Source organism: Sulfitobacter sp. GN1-4 (assembly GCF_055693825.1).
The window spans coordinates 867,462-885,134 of sequence record NZ_JBVFUQ010000003.1; the positions used below are offsets into that span (position 1 = coordinate 867,462).

The 17,673-nt window shown below is 58.2% G+C and carries 14 protein-coding genes and 2 pseudogenes; 15 read left to right on the forward strand and 1 reads right to left on the reverse strand.

From position 1 onward, the window contains the following. Nucleotides 1-10: 10 nt before the first annotated feature. The 15 genes and pseudogenes from ACZ1HM_RS04750 to ACZ1HM_RS04820 all read left to right on the forward strand — a co-directional run bounded on the left by ACZ1HM_RS04750 (nucleotide 11) and on the right by ACZ1HM_RS04820 (nucleotide 16,883). Nucleotides 11-730, forward strand: a complete 720-nt coding sequence (locus ACZ1HM_RS04750) for an ABC transporter ATP-binding protein (protein WP_472741619.1) — start codon at nucleotides 11-13, stop codon at nucleotides 728-730. Beyond that, nucleotides 727-1,170: an ATP-binding cassette domain-containing protein gene (locus ACZ1HM_RS04755; RefSeq protein WP_472741621.1), complete on the forward strand. Its 444-nt coding sequence runs from the start codon at nucleotides 727-729 to the stop codon at nucleotides 1,168-1,170. Before ACZ1HM_RS04750 ends, ACZ1HM_RS04755 begins: the two co-directional genes overlap by 4 nt. Then, nucleotides 1,158-1,442, forward strand: a complete 285-nt coding sequence (locus tag ACZ1HM_RS04760; RefSeq protein ID WP_472741623.1) for an ATP-binding cassette domain-containing protein — start codon at nucleotides 1,158-1,160, stop codon at nucleotides 1,440-1,442. Before ACZ1HM_RS04755 ends, ACZ1HM_RS04760 begins: the two co-directional genes overlap by 13 nt. A gap of 14 nt (nucleotides 1,443-1,456) precedes the next feature. Then, complete coding sequence (locus ACZ1HM_RS04765; protein ID WP_472741625.1) at nucleotides 1,457-2,308, forward strand: branched-chain amino acid ABC transporter permease; 852 nt, start codon at nucleotides 1,457-1,459, stop codon at nucleotides 2,306-2,308. Between the two features lies 1 nt (nucleotide 2,309). Then, nucleotides 2,310-3,242 carry a branched-chain amino acid ABC transporter permease gene (locus ACZ1HM_RS04770; protein ID WP_472741627.1) on the forward strand — a complete coding sequence of 311 codons (933 nt, stop codon included), beginning with the start codon at nucleotides 2,310-2,312 and terminating at the stop codon, nucleotides 3,240-3,242. 479 nt (nucleotides 3,243-3,721) lie between these two features. Next, complete coding sequence (gene urtA, locus ACZ1HM_RS04775; RefSeq protein ID WP_472741629.1) at nucleotides 3,722-4,996, forward strand: urea ABC transporter substrate-binding protein; 1,275 nt, start codon at nucleotides 3,722-3,724, stop codon at nucleotides 4,994-4,996. Nucleotides 4,997-5,068: 72 nt separating this feature from the next. Next, nucleotides 5,069-7,033: an urea ABC transporter permease subunit UrtB gene (urtB, locus tag ACZ1HM_RS04780; protein ID WP_472741631.1), complete on the forward strand. Its 1,965-nt coding sequence runs from the start codon at nucleotides 5,069-5,071 to the stop codon at nucleotides 7,031-7,033. 2 nt (nucleotides 7,034-7,035) lie between these two features. Then, a pseudogene (urtC, locus tag ACZ1HM_RS04785) lies at nucleotides 7,036-8,296 on the forward strand (urea ABC transporter permease subunit UrtC). Then, entirely contained in the window at nucleotides 8,293-9,033 is a 741-nt protein-coding gene (urtD, locus tag ACZ1HM_RS04790) for an urea ABC transporter ATP-binding protein UrtD (protein ID WP_472741633.1), read from the forward strand. Before urtC ends, urtD begins: the two are co-directional and overlap by 4 nt. Next, complete coding sequence (gene urtE / locus ACZ1HM_RS04795; RefSeq protein WP_472741635.1) at nucleotides 9,023-9,730, forward strand: urea ABC transporter ATP-binding subunit UrtE; 708 nt, start codon at nucleotides 9,023-9,025, stop codon at nucleotides 9,728-9,730. Before urtD ends, urtE begins: the two co-directional genes overlap by 11 nt. Before the next feature lie 302 nt (nucleotides 9,731-10,032). Beyond that, nucleotides 10,033-11,612: pseudogene (locus ACZ1HM_RS04800) on the forward strand (ABC transporter substrate-binding protein). 66 nt (nucleotides 11,613-11,678) lie between these two features. Beyond that, a complete protein-coding gene (locus tag ACZ1HM_RS04805; protein ID WP_472741637.1) occupies nucleotides 11,679-13,232 on the forward strand; it encodes an ABC transporter substrate-binding protein in 1,554 nt (517 codons plus the stop codon). 50 nt (nucleotides 13,233-13,282) lie between these two features. After that, entirely contained in the window at nucleotides 13,283-14,251 is a 969-nt protein-coding gene (locus ACZ1HM_RS04810) for an ABC transporter permease (RefSeq protein ID WP_472741639.1), read from the forward strand. Then, complete coding sequence (locus ACZ1HM_RS04815) at nucleotides 14,251-15,192, forward strand: ABC transporter permease (RefSeq protein WP_472741641.1); 942 nt, start codon at nucleotides 14,251-14,253, stop codon at nucleotides 15,190-15,192. Before ACZ1HM_RS04810 ends, ACZ1HM_RS04815 begins: the two co-directional genes overlap by 1 nt. Then, complete coding sequence (locus ACZ1HM_RS04820) at nucleotides 15,189-16,883, forward strand: ABC transporter ATP-binding protein (RefSeq protein ID WP_472741643.1); 1,695 nt, start codon at nucleotides 15,189-15,191, stop codon at nucleotides 16,881-16,883. Before ACZ1HM_RS04815 ends, ACZ1HM_RS04820 begins: the two co-directional genes overlap by 4 nt. 97 nt (nucleotides 16,884-16,980) lie before the next feature. Here the strand turns inward: ACZ1HM_RS04820 and ACZ1HM_RS04825 are convergent, their stop codons facing one another. Next, a complete protein-coding gene (locus ACZ1HM_RS04825) occupies nucleotides 16,981-17,652 on the reverse strand; it encodes a hypothetical protein (RefSeq protein WP_472744564.1) in 672 nt (223 codons plus the stop codon). Nucleotides 17,653-17,673: the final 21 nt, after the last annotated feature.

Below are 17,673 nucleotides of genomic sequence, written 5' to 3' on the forward strand. Positions count from 1 at the left end.
AGAGACCTTCATGACACAGCCGATCCTCTCCCTTAAGGGGGTGACCAAACGCTTCGGTGGCCTCACAGCTGTCAATGATGTCAGTTTTGATGTCGTCCCCGGTGAGTTTCTGGGTGTGGCCGGGCCAAACGGGTCTGGCAAAAGCACGTTGTTTAACGTCATGACGCGTATCCCTTTTGGCCCAACTTCGGGTGAGGTGCTGTTTGACGGACAACGGATAGACGGCATGGCCCCGCACAAGATTGCGCAGCTTGGTCTGACGCGTACCTTTCAAAAAGATGTCGAATTTCCCGATCTGACGGCCACCGAAACCGTGGCCATCGCCGCCACCTATGGCGGAGGGGCGGATGCTGATGTGCAAGCGCCGCTCAACACCGTGGAATTTGCCGAAGACCGGCGCGACATGCCCACGACAGAATTGTCGGTCTATGAACGCAAGCAACTCATGATCGCCTCAGCTCTGGTGACAGGCCCCAAGGTGCTGATGCTGGATGAGCCTGCGTCAGGCCTGACCCGACCCGAGATTGCAGCGCTTGAGACGCTTTTGCGCAGAATAAACAAAACCGGCGTGACGGTGATCCTGATTGAACATGTCTTGGGGCTTTTGATGGCGGTGTCTGAGCGGTTGATCGTGCTGAACCAGGGCGGGCTTCTGGCCCAGGGCGATCCCAAAACAGTGATGCAGGACCCTGCCGTGATTGAAGCCTATCTGGGGACACGCGCCGCATGACCCGCATTCTTGAGGTGGAAAACATCGAGGCCGCCTACGGCTCTGTTACCGTCCTGCGGGGGCTCAGCTTGCATATGGAGGCAGGTGAAAACATCGGGCTCTTTGGTCCGAATGGACATGGCAAAACCACCCTGCTGCGGCTGATCTCAGGCCTGATGAAACCCACCAAGGGCCACATCCGGCATCAGGGCGACGACATTACCGGGCTGCGCCCCTCGGCCATCGTATCGCGGGGGCTGGTACACTCTCAGCAAGGCAACACCTTGTTTGGTGACATGGGCGTGCGCGAAACGCTTGAGATGGCGGCCTTTACCAAACCGGCCAAAGCCGCTGCCAAATCATCGATGCAAAAAGTCTATGACCTGTTTCCCCGTCTGGCTGAGCGCAGCGGTCAAAAAGCCAAAACGCTTTCAGGGGGGAACGCCAGATGCTGTCGATAGGGGCCGCGCTGATGTGCGCGCCACGTCTGTTGTTATTGGATGAACCCACCTTGGGGCTGTCGCCAAAGCTGAAAGAGGAGCTTGCGATCGCGCTCAAAGACATCTCAGCGCAGGTGCCGGTCATCGTTGTTGAACAGGATGTGGAATTGCTGCTGTCCCTGGCCGACAGGCTGTATCTGATCGAACATGGCGAAGTTGTGCGCGAGATTGCCAAGGACAACGCCCCGGATCACAGCGAGATTATGAGCATGTATTTCGGGGAGGACGCCTGAGCATGGATGCGTTCATGACAACCCTCGTCTCTGGCGTCGTTCTGGGATCACTCTATGCGCTGATGGCCAGTGGGCTTAGCCTGATCTGGACGACGCTTGGTGTCTTTAATTTTGCCCATGGCGCGTTGATGATGATCGGCGCTTTTGTGGCCTGGACCGTGTCCGAAGGCATGGGCCTTGGCCTTTGGCCCGGATTGATCGCAGGTGTATCTGCCGCAGCCCTTCTTGGGATCGTGATCGAATATCTGCTGGTCCGGCCGTTTTATGGCAAACCCAACATGCTGCTGATCACCGTCATGACCACGCTGGCAGCGATGATCATTTTGGAGAAATCCGCCCAGATCATCTGGGGCGCGCGCCTAAAACAGCTGCCGCGGCTTGTGGAAGGAGACGTTTCCATCTTTGGCGCGGTTATCTCAGCGCATGAAGCGCTGATCGTGCTGATCGCACCTGTCATCCTGGTGGCGCTTTGGGCTTTTGCGACCAAGACAACGCTGGGCCGTTCGTTGCGCGCGGTGGGGCAGAACCAGGATGCCGCAGCGCTTTTGGGCATCAACGTGCCGCTCACCTTCGCCTTTGCCTTTGGGCTTGGGGCGGCGCTGGCCGGGCTTACGGGAATTCTTTTGGGAGGCATCCGCTTTATCACGCCCAGCTTGGGAGCAGAGCCTTTGGTCAAGGCGATGATCGTTGTGATTTTCGGGGGCCTCGGCTCGCTTGGTGCAACGGTGGGGGCGGCCTTTGTCATCGGACTGACGGAGGCGTTTCTGGTGCTGGTGCTTGGCCTTTATTGGACGCCCTTCGTGCTGTTCCTGGGCCTGATCATCGTTCTCATCTTCCGGCCCAACGGCCTTTTTGGGAGGGCCTGAGATGCGGCATCCGCTTGTTTTACTGCTGGCATTGGCCGTCTTTGCCATCCTGCCAATGTTCGTCACAGACAGCTACACGCGGCATCTGTTCATTCTGGCCTTTGTCTACGCGATCATCGCGTCAAACTGGGATTTGTCGCTGGGATATGCGGGCCTGTTCAACTTCGGCCATCTGACCTTCTTTGCGGTGGGCGTCTATACCTCTGCTGTGGCGGCCAAAACCTGGGGCGTTGATCCTTGGTTTGCCATCCCGATGGGGGGCGTGACCGCGGCCATCACGGCCTTGATCGTATCGCTTCCCGTGGCGCGGCTGAAAGGCATTTACGTGGTCTTGGTCACCTTCGGGTTCAGTCAGTTGGTGTTGCAGTTGATCCTTAGCCAAAGCCAGATCACAGGCGGGGCAGGGGGCATGGTGCGCATTCCGGGGCTTGAGATCGGGGATTACCGCTTTATCCGCGATTTCAAGTTTGGTTATTATTATGTCGCACTTGGTCTGCTGGTCATCTCAACGCTCTATCTGTTGGCGATCACCAATTCGGCCTTCGGCAAATCCCTACTCGCGGTGCGGGACAACGAAGACTACGCCCAGGCGCGCGGCATCTCCATCGCGCGCCAGCGGGTGTTGGCTTTGGTGGCCAGTGCGGTCTTTCCCGGTATCGCGGGCGGGTTCTTTGCCATTTATTTGCGCGTCGCGGCCCCTGAGGTGCTAAGCTTTGGTACGCTCAGCCTCGCGTTGTCCATGGTTCTGATCGGAGGCACAGCCACCATCATCGGCCCAATCATCGCAGCCCTTGTCCTGACCTTCGCGACCGAGGCCATGGCCGGGATCCGCGGCATGGAAGAGGCACGTTTCATCGTTGTCGCCGTCGGGATGATCCTGATCCTGCGCTTTGCACCGGGTGGTTTGGCCCGCATGGTGGGCACGCGGCGCTAGGCAGATCGGCCTGGAGTTGGCTTGCAGACACCTCCTGATTGAGCACTGAAAAGTGCGACAGGCCCCGGGGTGCTGCGCTGCGTTTCAAGCGCAATCCAAGTCGTTTGCATACTGCGCCTGAGGTGCCAGTGTCTTGGTAAAAATGAGGGATGGCCACAGACCGTTTTCGATCAGGAGTGAAAATCCACCTCTGGGGCGTCCCGCATTCCGCCTAAAAAAATGGCCGACCCGGCAAATCCGCACAATTTTTAGACGACGCGCCGCGTGAAACAGGCCTTCACCCGACATCTGGCTCGAAGTCGCCGCACCAATTGTGAAACCACTTCGGGCGGGATCTCTGCATCCTTTTGAACATGCGGTGGTGATGGCCTTGCAATTCCAACCACCACCGCAATCCGCAATTTCATTGCGTGGGAGGCATATGGGGGGGACATCCTCAAATGCAACGTCTCCTGCGCAGGGCTCAAAGGAAAACTGCAATGAAAAAGACACTTCTCAGCTCTGCTGCCATTCTGGCCGCGTCGGTCATGCCAGCCTTGGCACAAGACTGCCCCATCAAGGTGGGTGTGCTGCACTCGCTCTCCGGCACGATGGCGATTTCGGAAACAACGCTCAAAGACACCATGGAGATGCTGATTGAGCAGCAGAACGCCAAGGGCGGCGTCCTGGGCTGTGAGCTGGAGGCCGTTGTGGTTGACCCGGCCTCTGACTGGCCCCTGTTTGCAGAAAAAGCGCGTGAATTGATCTCCGTACACGAGGTTGACGTGATCTTTGGCAACTGGACATCCGTGTCCCGCAAATCGGTCCTGCCCGTGATCGAAGAGCTGAACGGCTTGCTGTTCTATCCTGTTCAGTACGAAGGCGAGGAATCATCCAAGAACGTTTTCTACACCGGTGCGGCCCCGAACCAGCAGGCCATCCCCGCGACAGATTATTTCCTGGAAGAGCTGGGTGTTGAAAAGTTCGCACTGCTCGGGACCGACTATGTCTATCCGCGCACAACGAACAACATCCTTGAAAGCTATCTGCAGCAAAAGGGCATCGCGGCTGACGATATCTTTGTGAACTACACGCCGTTTGGGCATTCTGACTGGTCCAAGATCGTCTCCGACGTAGTGGCGCTTGGTGCGGATGGTAAGAAAGTTGGCGTGATCTCAACGATCAACGGCGACGCCAACGTGGGCTTCTACAAGGAACTCGCAGCCGCTGGGATCAGCGCGGATGACATTCCTGTCGTGGCCTTCTCAGTGGGCGAAGAAGAACTGTCCGGTCTGGATACCACTAACCTTGTGGGGCACCTGGCCGCGTGGAACTATTTCCAATCCGCAGACACAGACGCGAATGCCGAATGGGTTGAAGCGTGGAAGGCCCGCATGGGCGAAGAGCGCGTGACCAATGACCCGATGGAGGCGCATTACATCGGCTTTAACATGTGGGTGAACGCGGCAACGGCGGCTGGCACAACGGACGTGGATGCGGTGCGCACCTCGATGTACGGTCAAGAGTTCCCGAACCTGACGGGCGGCACGGCTGTGATGTTGCCAAACCACCACCTGGCCAAGCCTGTGCTGATCGGTGAGATCACCGAAGAAGGCCAGTTCGACATCATCAGCCAAACAGAAGAAGTGCCAGGCGACGCCTGGACCGATTACCTGCCTGAATCAGCGGTTTTGGTTTCTGACTGGGCTGAAAAGGGCTGCGGTATGTTCAACACCGAGACGGACAGCTGCGTTCAGATCAAATCAAACTACTGATCAGATCCTGATCAAGTAAGCACAGGGGCGGTGAATGCCGCCCCTGAAGATCTGGGGAAGTGGGGAAATCCAATGTCTGTACTCCGTCGGTGGTGCACCGTTCTTGTAACGGTGCTGCTGTCTGCAATCGCCGTGCCGTTGGCGGCGCAAAACGCCGAAGCGCCCATACAGCAGTTGCTCCAGACCCATGGTGAGATCATCGCCAAGTCGTCGCGCAAGACCATTGGCCCCGCCATTGATGCGCTGGCCGCAAGCGGGTTGGCCGAAGCGCAGGTGGTGCTGGAGCGGTGGCAAAACAAGGAGATGTGGCGCAACAAGACGACGGGGCTGTTCGTCTATGGGGACAAGTCCGGCAAAGAGCTGACGGCCTTCGATTTCGCAGGCGACGGCGCACTGGGCACCTTTGTGGCGCGGGATTTCAAACAGCTTAAACCCAACAGCGGCATTCGCGGCATGATTGGTGCGGCACTGGTACAGTTTCAGCTGACCGGCAGCTTTGATGATAAGATGCAGGCGCTTAGCGCAATTGAACGTGATCCAGAGCAATCGCATCTGGCCGCGTTAAACAAGGTCGCGCCTCAGGAAGAAGACCCAGCAGTCCGCAGCCGGATGGAACGTCTGCAAGGGTTGCTGACGATCCGCTTTGGTGAAACCGATGCAGAGCGGATTGCGGCGATAGAACAATTTGATGGGGATTTGGGGGTCGATGTACGCGCTGCGCTGAACCCCTTGCTGGCGGTGACCGTCCAGGCCTCTGCGGCCCCGCCCGAAGGCGATGACATCGCGCGCATTCTGACCGTTGGGAGCGAAGATCTGTCGCGCGATGCGGCCTATGACCTGCTGGTGTCCGCCGATCTGGCAAAACCGCGCATCAGCCGAGAAGACAAGCGTGGCGCCTTGCTGGCCAATATCGCTGATGGTGCCGTTGCGGGGGTCCAGGTGGCCACGCTGGATACCGAAGACGCGCGCGATCTAGCTTATGCCGCATTGGCAGAGAAAGGTGTTGTGGCACCCGTTGCCACAGAAGCCGAGGTTGATGAGGTTTTGGGCGCCTTCACCTTTTATGAACGCTACACCGGATCGCCTGTCGTAGCTGCAGCGGCTGCAACGGTGCTGGCAGGTATCGAAAACAAAGTTGCGGTCAATCAGGTCTTTGATCTGGGGCTCGACGCGCTGTCGCTTGCCTCAATTTATTTTCTGGCTGCAATTGGGCTGGCCATCACCTTTGGCGTGATGCGCGTGATCAACATGGCCCACGGCGAGTTTATCATGATGGGCGCCTACACGGGCTTTGTCGTGCAGCAGATCATCCCGGATTACACGGTATCTATCATCGTCGCACTGCCGCTGGCCTTTGTGGTCACCTTTGGTGCGGGCGTGGCGATGGAGCGTTTGGTGATCCGCCACCTCTATCATCGCCCCCTTGAGACGCTCTTGGCGACTTTCGGGATTTCCATCGCGTTGCAGCAGATCGCCAAGAACATTTTCGGCACCCAAGCACGCCCGCTGACATCGCCCGGCTGGCTGGATGGGTCATTGGTGTTCAACGATATCGTGTCGATCAGCTATATCCGCATTGCGATTTTCGTTTTGGCATTGCTGTTCCTTGCGCTGTTCTTGTTCGTGATGAACCGGACGCGGCTGGGTCTTGAGGTCCGCGCGGTCACGCAGAACCCGCGCATGGCGGCCTCTATGGGGATCAATCCTGACAAGATTAACATGCTGACGTTTGGCTTTGGCTCTGGCATCGCCGGGATCGCAGGTGTGGCGATTGGGCTCTATGCAAAAGTCACCAGCGAAATGGGTGCCGATTACATCGTGCAAAGCTTTATGACCGTGGTTGTCGGCGGTGTGGGCAACATCTGGGGCACGCTTTTGGGGGCCACCATGGTGGGCTCATTGCAAAAGGGGATTGAGTGGTTGAACCCCTCCAACACCCTGGCCGCGCAAACCTACATGATCCTCTTCATCATCCTGTTCATTCAATTTCGGCCGCGCGGGATCATCGCGCTCAAAGGTCGGGCGGCGGAGGCGTAACGATGGCAGACCTCACAGCAGAGCCGTCCCGGCGCGTGCCCCTTGTGGTGAAATACCCATCAGTGTTGATTTTCCTCGGCCTGCCTTGGGCTTTTTACCCTAGGCGTCACGGTCTTGTCCGAAGGATTTGGCATCGGGGTCATTTCAACGAGCTTTGTCAAAACCCTGGGCAAGACGCTTTGCTTATGTCTTGTCGCACTCGCCATGGATTTGGTCTGGGGCTATTGCGGGATTCTGTCGTTGGGGCACATGGCCTTCTTTGGCATGGGCGGCTACGCGATTGGCATGTGGCTGATGTATGAACGCACGCGGCTGATCGTCGTCGAAAGCCTCGCACAGGGTGGTCTGCCCCCTACGCCTGAGGAAGTGTCCAGCGGCATCGCCGCGCAAATCTTCGGGGTTGTGGGCGCGTCTGAGTTTCCGCCGATCTGGGCCTTGGCCCATTCCCTGCCGTTGCAACTGTTGGCCGTGGTCCTGGCACCAGGTTTGTTGGCCTTCGTCTTTGGGTGGCTGGCCTTCCGCAGCCGCGTGACAGGGGTGTACCTGTCGATCCTGACCCAAGCGATGACACTGGCCTTGTCGCTTTATCTGTTTCAGAACGACAGCGGATTGCGGGGCAACAATGGTCTGTCGGGCCTGCAAAACCTGCCGGGGCTGGAAAGCACAAGTCAGGCTGTGGTCTCTGTCTGGTTCCTGTGGCTTTCCGCGCTGGCGTTGGGGTTGGGATACGTCTTGGCGACATGGATGGTGTCGGGCAAGTTCGGCTCAGTCCTGCGCGGCATTCGCGATGACGAAGCAAGGGTGCGGTTTCTGGGCTACCCGGTTGAGGCGTTCAAGCTCTTTGTCTTCACGGTTTCTGCCATTCTCGCGGGCATTGCCGGGGCCATCTATTATCCCCAAGCCGGTATCATCAACCCCGCAGAACTGGCCCCCATTGCCTCCATCTATCTGGCGGTCTGGGTGGCGATTGGCGGGCGCGGGCGGCTTTATGGTGCGGTTATCGGCGCGGCTTTCGTGTCGCTTTTGTCCACCTGGTTCACGGGCGGACAAGCACCGGATCTCAATATCGCGGGGCTGCGCATTCAGTGGGTTGATTGGTGGACGGTCTTGTTGGGTCTGTCGTTTGTGGCCGTCACCCTTTTTGCGCCAAAGGGCATTGGTGGTGTCTTCGACGCACTTGCAGCGCGCCGCCATCCCAACCGGCACGGGCAGGATCTGGGGCCTGACCAGGGGTCATTGCGAGAAAAGGAGGCAGACACATGAGCGCGCTTCTGGAAGTATCCGGCATTTCGGTCAGCTTTGACGGGTTCAAAGCGTTAAACAACCTGTCGTTCAGCATTGATCGCGCTGAATTGCGGGCGGTCATTGGGCCCAACGGTGCGGGCAAGACAACCTTCATGGACGTCGTGACCGGCAAGACAAAACCGGATGAAGGCCGCGTGTTGTGGGGCGAGCCGCCCGTTTCGCTGCTGGGCAAATCCGAAAGCGCCATTGCTGTGGCTGGCGTGGGCCGCAAGTTCCAGCGTCCCACGGTATTTGAGGATCAGACGGTTCAGGACAACCTGATGATGGCCTTGAAAAAGCCGCGCTCCCCCTTTGCTGTTTTGTTCTTCAAACCTGAGAGGCCGGATTTCGCCCGGGTTGAAGAGCTGGCCAATGTCATTGGATTGGGCACAGAGCTGTCTCGGAAATCTGGTGAGCTGTCGCATGGGCAAAAGCAATGGCTCGAGATTGGCATGCTTTTGGCGCAAGAGCCCAAGCTGCTGCTAGTGGACGAACCTGCGGCAGGCATGACGACAGCGGAGCGTCAGAAAACCACCGAAATCCTCAGTGAGGCGGCCAAGACACGTGCCGTTGTGGTGGTTGAGCATGACATGGATTTCGTCCGCCGGCTGAATTGCCGGGTGACGGTTCTGCATGAAGGATCGGTTTTGGCCGAAGGCTCCATCGACCATGTGACGAAAAACAAGGAAGTGATCGAGGTGTACCTTGGCCGATAGTTTTCTCAGCACACGGGATTTGACGCTGCATTATGGCGGCAGCCAAATCCTGAACGGTGTGGATTTCGACGCCGCCAAAGGTGAGGTGACCTGCGTGATGGGCACCAATGGCGTGGGCAAGACATCGCTCTTAAAGGCCTTGGCGGGCACCCACCCCCGATCTGGCGGCAAGTATGATCTCAACGGGCAAAGCATCGGCAGCCTGAAGGCTTTTGATCTGGCCCGAAAAGGTGTTGCTTATGTCCCTCAAGGCCGCGAGATTTTCCCCTTTCTGAGCGTGCAGGAAAATCTTGAGACGGGGTTTGCCTGTTTGCCAAGCGCTGAACGCCGGGTGAATGATGAGATTTTTGAGCTGTTCCCGATCCTGAAAAAGTTCCTGCATCGCCGGGGTGGTGACCTTTCAGGCGGCCAGCAACAGCAACTGGCGATTGCGCGTGCGCTGGTGTCGAACCCGCAGGTGCTGCTTTTGGATGAACCCACGGAGGGCATTCAGCCAAACGTCATCCAACAGATCGGCGATACCATTCGCATTCTGAAAGAACGCGGCAACATCGCCATCGTGCTTGTCGAACAATACCTGTCGTTCGCCTATGATTTGGGCGATGCCTTTACCGTGATGGAACGGGGGGCGGTGAAACTCAGTGCACGCAAGTCGGCGTTGTCGCTGCAAGACCTGACCGAAAGCACGGCGCTTTAACGCCACCTCTATTGTCGCACAAGGGGTGACCCGTGCTCTGCGTCTTGCACGCCTATGGCGATACGCCAGGTCAGGCTCAAAATCCTTTGATCATTTGGCACCATCATGTTGATGGACCAATGTTCCCGCATGCACTACCCTTCACCTCGGACCACTCAACCGGGGATAAAGAGGTGGACCTCAATTGAGCGGAACTGCGCGGCACTTTTGACGCTGCGCGACATCGCTTTTTTTGACGTGTGTCAGTAAGCCGTGGGAGTTTGGCAGCCCCGATCTAATCGATAAAAAACAGAGAGGACACTATGAACAAGTACTCAGGAATTTTGGCGGTTGCGGCATTGCTGTCGACAAGTGCGATGGTCAATGCCGAAACGCTCCGCTGGGCGCGCGCGGGGATGCGCTGACGCTGGATCCGCATTCCCAAAACGAAGGCCCATCCCACACGATGCGCCACCAGATGTATGAGCCGCTGATCATCCGCGATACCGCTGGCAACTTTGTCCCGACACTGGCCACAGACTGGGCCCCAAGTGCGGATGATCCGAATGTCTGGGTGTTCAACCTGCGTCAGGGCGTCAAGTTTCACGATGGGGCTGATTTCACGTCCGAAGACGTTGTGTTCAGCATCAATCGTGCAAAACAGCCAAACTCGGACATGAAAGAGCTGTTGAATTCCATCGTAGAGGTGCGCGCGACCGGCGATCACCAGGTGGAATTCGTCACCGATGGGCCAAACCCGATCCTGCCGTCCAACCTGACGAACCTCTTCATGATGGACAAGGGCTGGACCGAAGCCAACAACACCGTGAACGTACAGGACTTTGAGGGCGGTGAGATCACCTTTGCCACCACCAACGTGAACGGCACAGGCGCCTACACGCTGGTCAGCCGCGAACCTGACGTCAAAACCGTCATGGCGCGGAATGAAAGCTATTGGGGTCGTGATGAATACCCCATGGAAGTCAGCGAAATCATCTACACCCCCATTCAGAACCCCGCCACACGTGTTGCGGCGCTGTTGTCGGGTGAGGTGAACTTTCTTCAGGATATGCCAGTCCAGGATTTGGCGCGCGTAGACAGCGCCGATGGTCTGGTGGTCAAGCAAGCGCCGCAGAACCGGGTGATCTTTTTCGGGATGAACCAGGGCGCTGCGGATCTGGAAGCGGACAATGTTGAAGGCGCAAACCCGCTGGCAGACCTGCGCGTCCGCCAGGCGATGTCCATGGCCATTGACCGCGATGCGATCCGCCAGGTTGTGATGCGGGGCCAGTCCGAGCCTGCGGGCATGATTGCGCCGCCCTTCGTGAACGGCTGGACTGCTGCCATGGACGGCGAAAGCTCAACCGACGTTGCAGGGGCCAAAGCCCTGATGGAGGAAGCGGGCTATGGCGATGGGTTCTCTATCCGTCTCGATTGCCCGAATGACCGCTACATCAACGATGAGGCGATCTGTCAGGCAGCTGTCGGCATGTTGGGTCAGATTGGCGTCACAGTGAACCTGGAAGCCATTCCAAAGGCACAGCACTTCCCGAAGATCACCGATGGCACAACCGATTTCTACATGCTGGGTTGGGGTGTGCCGACCTACGATTCCGAATATATCTTCAACTTCCTGGTCCATGGCCGGGAATCGGATATCGGTACGTGGAACGGCACGGGCTATGACAACGATGAGATCGACGCGCTGATCAAATCGCTGGCCTCCAACACGGATCTGGACAAACGGAACGCAGACATCGCCGCCATCTGGCGTGCGGTGCAGGATGATCAACTCTACATCCCGATCCACCACCAGGTACTGAACTGGGGCATGGCTGATAACGTCGGCGTCGAGGTCGACGCAGAAGACCAGCCGCGCGTGAAATTCTTCACAATGAACTAAATGACGCTATGGGCCGCATCGACTTTGGTGCGGCCCATCCAAACAAAGGCTCTAAGGATCGACACTATGAAAAGACTAGCAACCGCTGCCCTATTAACGGGATTGGCCACTGCCGCGCAGGCAGAAGAGTTCAAATTCGCAACCACCACCGATCCTCAGACCATGGACCCCCATGCGGTCAACTCCGCCCCTGTGCTGGGGTTTCTCAACAACGTTTACGAAGGCCTTGTGCGCCGCGGCAAGGACATGTCGGTTGAGCCGTCTTTGGCCACCTCATGGGAGCCGCTGCCGGACGGCGCCGGATGGCGCTTTGTGCTGCGTCAGGGGGTGACGTTCCAGGACGGCGCCGCCTTTAACGCAGATGACGTTGTATTCTCTTACCAACGCGCCTCGGATGAAGCGTCAGACACCCGCAGCTGGTTTGCACCGGTGAGTGAGGTCAAGAAAGTGGATGACTTCACCGTTGATTTCATGACCAGCGCGCCAAATCCGCTGTTCCCCGATAGTATCGCCAACTGGATGATCATGGACAGCGGCTGGGCTGAGGCGAACAATGCCACTCTGCCGGACAAAGAGGCGGGCAACTACGCCACGCTTAACGCCAACGGCACCGGCGCATTCCAAGTCACCACGCGCGAGCCGGGCTTGCGCACCGTGCTTGAGCCGCATGCCGGCTGGTGGGGCGAGGTGGAGCATAACATCACCCGTGCTGAGCTGACCCCGATCCAGAACCCAGCCACGGCGCTGGCAGCACTGCTGTCAGGGGATGTGGATTTCATCAACCCCGTGCCCATCCAGGACGTCGCACGCTTGCAGCAAAACCCGGACGTGGATGTTGTGCAAGGCATTGAGGCGCGCGTGATCATGCTGGGCTTTGACCAGCAGGCCGGTGCCGCCGAAAGCGGGCAGGGGGCGTCTGATCTGTTCCTGGACCCCCGGGTGCGCGAAGCGGCTGCAAAGGCGGTGAATGTGCCTGCCATCCTGCAGACCATCATGCGCGGCAATGCCGAAGTCGCCAGCCAGTTGGTCAGCCCCGCGATGCGCGGCTATTCGCAAGCCGCTGATGCGCCCTATGCCTACGATCCAGACGGCGCGCGTGCCTTGCTGGAAGAGGCAGGTGCCGTTGGGGCCAAGTTCGACTTCAAATGCCCTAACGACCGCTATCTGAACGACGAAGCGGTATGCCAGGCTATCGTGGGCATGCTGTCCCAAGTGGGTTTTGAACCCGTGCTCGACGCGATGCCGGTGCAGAATTACTGGCCAGAACTGCGGGCTGACAACTTTGATATGTACCTGCTGGGCTGGTCCCCAGGCACCTTGGACGCAGAGCATCCCATCCGCTTTTTGGGCTCCACCCCAAACCCTGACAAAAAGCTCGGCTCTTGGAACTTTGGCGGCTATTCCAACGCCCGCGTGGATGAGTTGTTGCCGATGATCCAATCGGAACTTGATGACAGCAAACGTCAGGCGATGCTGGATGAAGTTGCGACGCTGATGCAGGACGAAGTCGCCTATGTGCCGATGTATGTGCAGCCGCTTGTCTGGGGCGTGCGCAGCAACATCGACCTGACACAGCGCCCGGATAACTTCTTTATCCTGCGCTGGGTCACCGTTAACTAAGCCAACATGCGGGGCCGCCTGAGGCCCCGCAGCCGAACCGGGGGCAGCCTTTGTTTTCATTCATTCTAAAACGCATTGGCCAGTCTATCTTGGTGCTGATCATCACGGGTGCCATCGCGTTCTCAATGTTCCGCTTTGTTGGCGATCCCATCGACAACATGCTGGGTCAGGAACGCACGCTTGAAGACGTGGAACGCTTGCGCCAGCAGCTTGGTTTGGATCAATCGGTCTTCGTTCAATACTTCAGGTTTCTGCAAGAAGCCGTCCAAGGCAATTTCGGGGTCAGTTACCGGCAAGGGCGCGAAGTCTCTGAGATCTTGCTGGAACGCGCGCCTGCCACGCTGGAACTGGCGGCGGTCTCGGCCCTTTTTGCTGTTGTGGCTGGCATCGCCCTGGGTGTTTTTACCGCCATCCGCCGCAATGGCTTTACCGCGAATTTCATCATGTCCGCCTCTTTGATCGGGGTCTCACTGCCGACCTTCCTGATTGGCATTTTGCTGATCTATCTCTTCTCGGTTGAGCTTGGTTGGCTGCCCAGCTTTGGCCGGGGCGAGGTTGTTGATGTGGGCGGCTGGAGCACAGGGTTTCTAACCGAAAGCGGGCTCAAGGCGCTTGTGTTGCCGTCGATCACTCTGGGACTGTACCAAATGACCCTGATCATGCGGCTCGTCCGATCCGAGATGTTGGAGGTCTTGCGCCAAGACTACATCCGTTTTGCCCGTGCGCGCGGTTTGGCCGAACGCACCATCAATTTCCGCCATGCGCTCAAGAACACCATGGTGCCTGTGATCACCATCATTGGTCTGCAATTGGGGGCCATCATCGCTTTTGCCATCATCACTGAAACCGTGTTCCAATGGCCGGGTCTGGGCCTGTTGTTCATCAACGCGATCCAGTTCGTCGACATTCCCGTGATGGCCGCTTACCTGATGCTAATCTCTGTGATGTTTGTGATGATCAACCTTCTGGTGGACATCCTTTATGCCTTCATTGACCCAAGACTGAGGGTATCCGCCTAATGAGCGATCAAACCGCCCTCGCCGCCCCCTCCCGCCTGCGCCGCGCGCTGGACAGTGATCTGTTTTACGCGTTCAAACGCTCACCCGTTGCGATGGTGTCGGCCTTTGTCGCGCTGCTGCTGATCCTTTCTGCGGTTTTCGCCCCCTGGGTCGCCACGTCAAACCCGTTTGATCCGGCATCGCTGAACCTGATGAACGGCTTCTCTGCGCCGATGCAGCCCAACGCCTTTACCGGTGAAACCTTTTTGATGGGCACCGATGACCAGGGCCGCGATGTCTATTCCACCATCCTCTACGGGATGCGCATTTCGCTTTTTGTAGGCTTTGCTGCGGTGACCTTTGCGGTGGTTCTGGGCATCATACTGGGCTTGCTTGCGGGCTACTTTGGCGGTTGGACCGACAGCATCATCATGCGCGCCGCTGACGTGCAGCTGACCTTCCCGTCGATCCTTGTGGCGATGCTGATCTTTGGCATTGCCAAAGGCATCACGCCTATCGAATACCGCGATCAGATGGCCATCTGGGTGCTGATCCTGGCCATTGGCCTGTCCGATTGGGTGCAATTTGCGCGCGTGGTGCGCGGGGCCACGCTGGTGGAAAAATCCAAAGACTACGTCGCCGCCGCACGCCTGATTGGGCGCAGCCCCATCGCGATCATGCTGCGGCACATCCTGCCTAACATCCTGTCGCCTGTGTTGGTGATTGCCACCATCTCACTTGCGCTGGCCATTATTGCTGAGGCAACGCTCAGCTTTTTGGGCGTAGGGGCACCGCCGACCCAACCGTCCCTGGGCACCCTGATCCGCATCGGCCAAGGCTTCCTGTTTTCAGGGGAGTGGTGGATCCTTTTCTTCCCAGCCTGCACGCTGCTGGCGCTGGCGCTTTCGGTGAACATGCTGGGCGACTGGCTGCGTGATGCGCTGAACCCGAGGTTAAAATGACCGAACCCGTGCTTTCCATCCGCAATCTTACGGTCGAGATCCCGACGCGTCACGGGCTTTTCAAGCCCGTGCGCCGCGTCAGCTATGACATCCGCCCTGGCGAAATCCGCGGAGTGGTGGGGGAAAGTGGTGCCGGAAAATCCATGACCGGCAATGCAATTATCGGCCTGCTGGATGATCCGGCCAAAATTGCCGAGGGAGAGATTTGGTTGAACGGTCGGCGCATTGATACGCTCAGCACCGCCGAAAAACGGGCCATCCGGGGCAAAGAAATCGGGATGATCTTCCAAGACCCGCTGACCTCTTTGAACCCGCTCTTTACCATCGGGGAGCAACTGGTTGAGACGATCCAGCTGCATCTGCAGGTTTCAGCATCTGAGGCAAAGGCGCGCGCCATTGCGCTGCTTGACCGCGTCTCTATCCCGAACCCGACCGAGCGGTTTAATCAATACCCGCACCAGTTCTCAGGCGGGATGCGCCAGCGTGTGGTGATCGCCCTTGCGCTGTGCTCTGAGCCTTCAGTGATCGTGGCCGATGAGCCGACAACTGCGCTGGATGTCTCCATCCAGGCGCAGGTGCTGGATCTGATCAAAGAGCTGGCCGCAGAACGCAAAGTGGGCGTTATCCTGGTGACCCATGACATGGGAGTGATCGCAGACACCACCGAAGAAGTGACCGTGATGTACGCGGGCGAAGTCGTCGAAAGCGGGCCGACCGATCAGATCCTTGGCAACCCGTCGCATGAATATACCAAATCGCTGATCTCGGCTGTGCCGCGCCCGCAGGTCAAGGTGCACCGCTTCCCGCAGGTCAGCTACGGGGGCCGCGAGACGGCGTTCAAGATCGAAGATCTGGCGCGCAATTGGGATAAATCCAAATCCTCCACATCGGGCACCTTGCTAGAGGTTCAGGGGATCACCAAAAAGTTCACCGAAAAATCGGCGATCCTGCCCTCCATGCGGACATATTTCACGGCCGTGGACAAGGTATCCTTCGACATCAAGGACGGTGAGGTCTTTGGCCTTGTCGGCGAAAGCGGATCGGGTAAATCCACCGTGGCGCGGATGATTGCCACGCTCTATGACACCGATGGCGGCAATATCCTGTTTGATGGGGATGACATCACGCAGATGGACAAAGCTGCACTTGCCGCCTACCGCAGCGACATCCAGATGATCTTCCAAGATCCCTATTCCAGCCTGAACCCCCGGATGAAAGTGGCTCAGATCGTGGCGGAACCGCTGAGCCATCTCAAGCTTTTGCCCAAGGACCAGATCGAAAGCCGCGTGCTGGAGCTGTTGGACCGTGTTGGTCTGGGGGCAGAGGCCGGTGTCAAATACCCCCATGAATTTTCAGGCGGGCAGCGCCAGCGGATTTCCATCGCGCGGGCCTTGGCCACGCAGCCCAGGTTCCTGATCTGCGATGAGCCGACGAGCGCGCTTGATGTCTCCATTCAGGCGCAAATCCTGAACATTCTGAAAGATCTTCAGGAACACCTGGGCCTGACAATGTTGTTCATCAGCCACGACCTGCCCGTTGTCCGGCAAATGTGCGACCGCGTTGGCGTGATGAAGCAAGGCCAGCTGGTTGAGGTGCAAGAGACCGAAGCGCTCTTTAACGCGCCGCAGCATCCCTATACCGCCCAGCTGTTGGATCTGATGCCACGTTTGGCGCAACTGTCTGAGGCTTAGGGGCGCAAAAGCCCAGACACGAAAGCACAGACCGGGCGAAATACCCAAACGGCCCCACCTTTTTAAGGGAGATAGAGCAGGCAGCGCCTGCAGCCCCTCACCCTTGCAGGCTTTTCACCCCAATCTCATCCTCAGCCTGCGCCTTGATCGCAAGCGCTGCGGCATAGCTGGCCGCGGCGGTCGTGTAGTAGGGGATCTTGTCATAAAGTGCGATGGAGCGGATGGATTTGCTGTCCTCGACCGCCTGCGCGCCTTCGGTGGTGTTCATCACCAATTGCACGCCACCGTCCTTCATCAGGTCGGTCACATCGGGGCGGCCTTCGTAGACCTTGTTCACCGTCTCAGCCGCGATGCCGGCCTCATTGAGCCAAGCCGCACTGCCGCGCGTGGCCACAATGCTAAAGCCCTGCTCAATCAGGATGCGCGCGCAGGCCAACATGTCGTCGGTTTTGTCCATGTCCTTGATGGAGAAGAACGCACAGCCGGATGACGGCAGCAGAGTGCCCGCCCCCATTTGCGCTTTCAAAAACGCGCGAGGGAAGTCGCGGTCCCAGCCCATGACCTCCCCGGTGGAGCGCATCTCAGGCCCCAGCAAGGTGTCGACGCCGGGGAAACGCGCAAAGGGCATCACCGCCTCTTTGACAGAGAACCAAGGCATGTCTGGATTGGCCAGGGTCATCGGATCGCCAAGCGGCAGCACATCGGCGTAGGACGCCTGTTCCGGGTAGGGCGCGCGCATCGGGAAGGATGATAGCTTTTCGCCCGCCATAATGCGCGCCGCGATTGACGC

Coding starts and splice junctions, on each gene's coding strand:
- ACZ1HM_RS04750 (WP_472741619.1), top strand. CDS start 11: ATGACACAGCCGATCCTCTCCCTTAAGGGGGTGACCAAACGCTTCGGT.
- ACZ1HM_RS04755 (WP_472741621.1), top strand. CDS start 727: ATGACCCGCATTCTTGAGGTGGAAAACATCGAGGCCGCCTACGGCTCT.
- ACZ1HM_RS04760 (WP_472741623.1), top strand. CDS start 1,158: ATGCTGTCGATAGGGGCCGCGCTGATGTGCGCGCCACGTCTGTTGTTA.
- ACZ1HM_RS04765 (WP_472741625.1), top strand. CDS start 1,457: ATGACAACCCTCGTCTCTGGCGTCGTTCTGGGATCACTCTATGCGCTG.
- ACZ1HM_RS04770 (WP_472741627.1), top strand. CDS start 2,310: ATGCGGCATCCGCTTGTTTTACTGCTGGCATTGGCCGTCTTTGCCATC.
- urtA (WP_472741629.1), top strand. CDS start 3,722: ATGAAAAAGACACTTCTCAGCTCTGCTGCCATTCTGGCCGCGTCGGTC.
- urtB (WP_472741631.1), top strand. CDS start 5,069: ATGTCTGTACTCCGTCGGTGGTGCACCGTTCTTGTAACGGTGCTGCTG.
- urtD (WP_472741633.1), top strand. CDS start 8,293: ATGAGCGCGCTTCTGGAAGTATCCGGCATTTCGGTCAGCTTTGACGGG.
- ACZ1HM_RS04805 (WP_472741637.1), top strand. CDS start 11,679: ATGAAAAGACTAGCAACCGCTGCCCTATTAACGGGATTGGCCACTGCC.
- ACZ1HM_RS04815 (WP_472741641.1), top strand. CDS start 14,251: ATGAGCGATCAAACCGCCCTCGCCGCCCCCTCCCGCCTGCGCCGCGCG.
- ACZ1HM_RS04820 (WP_472741643.1), top strand. CDS start 15,189: ATGACCGAACCCGTGCTTTCCATCCGCAATCTTACGGTCGAGATCCCG.
- ACZ1HM_RS04825 (WP_472744564.1), bottom strand. CDS start 17,652: ATGGCGGGCGAAAAGCTATCATCCTTCCCGATGCGCGCGCCCTACCCG.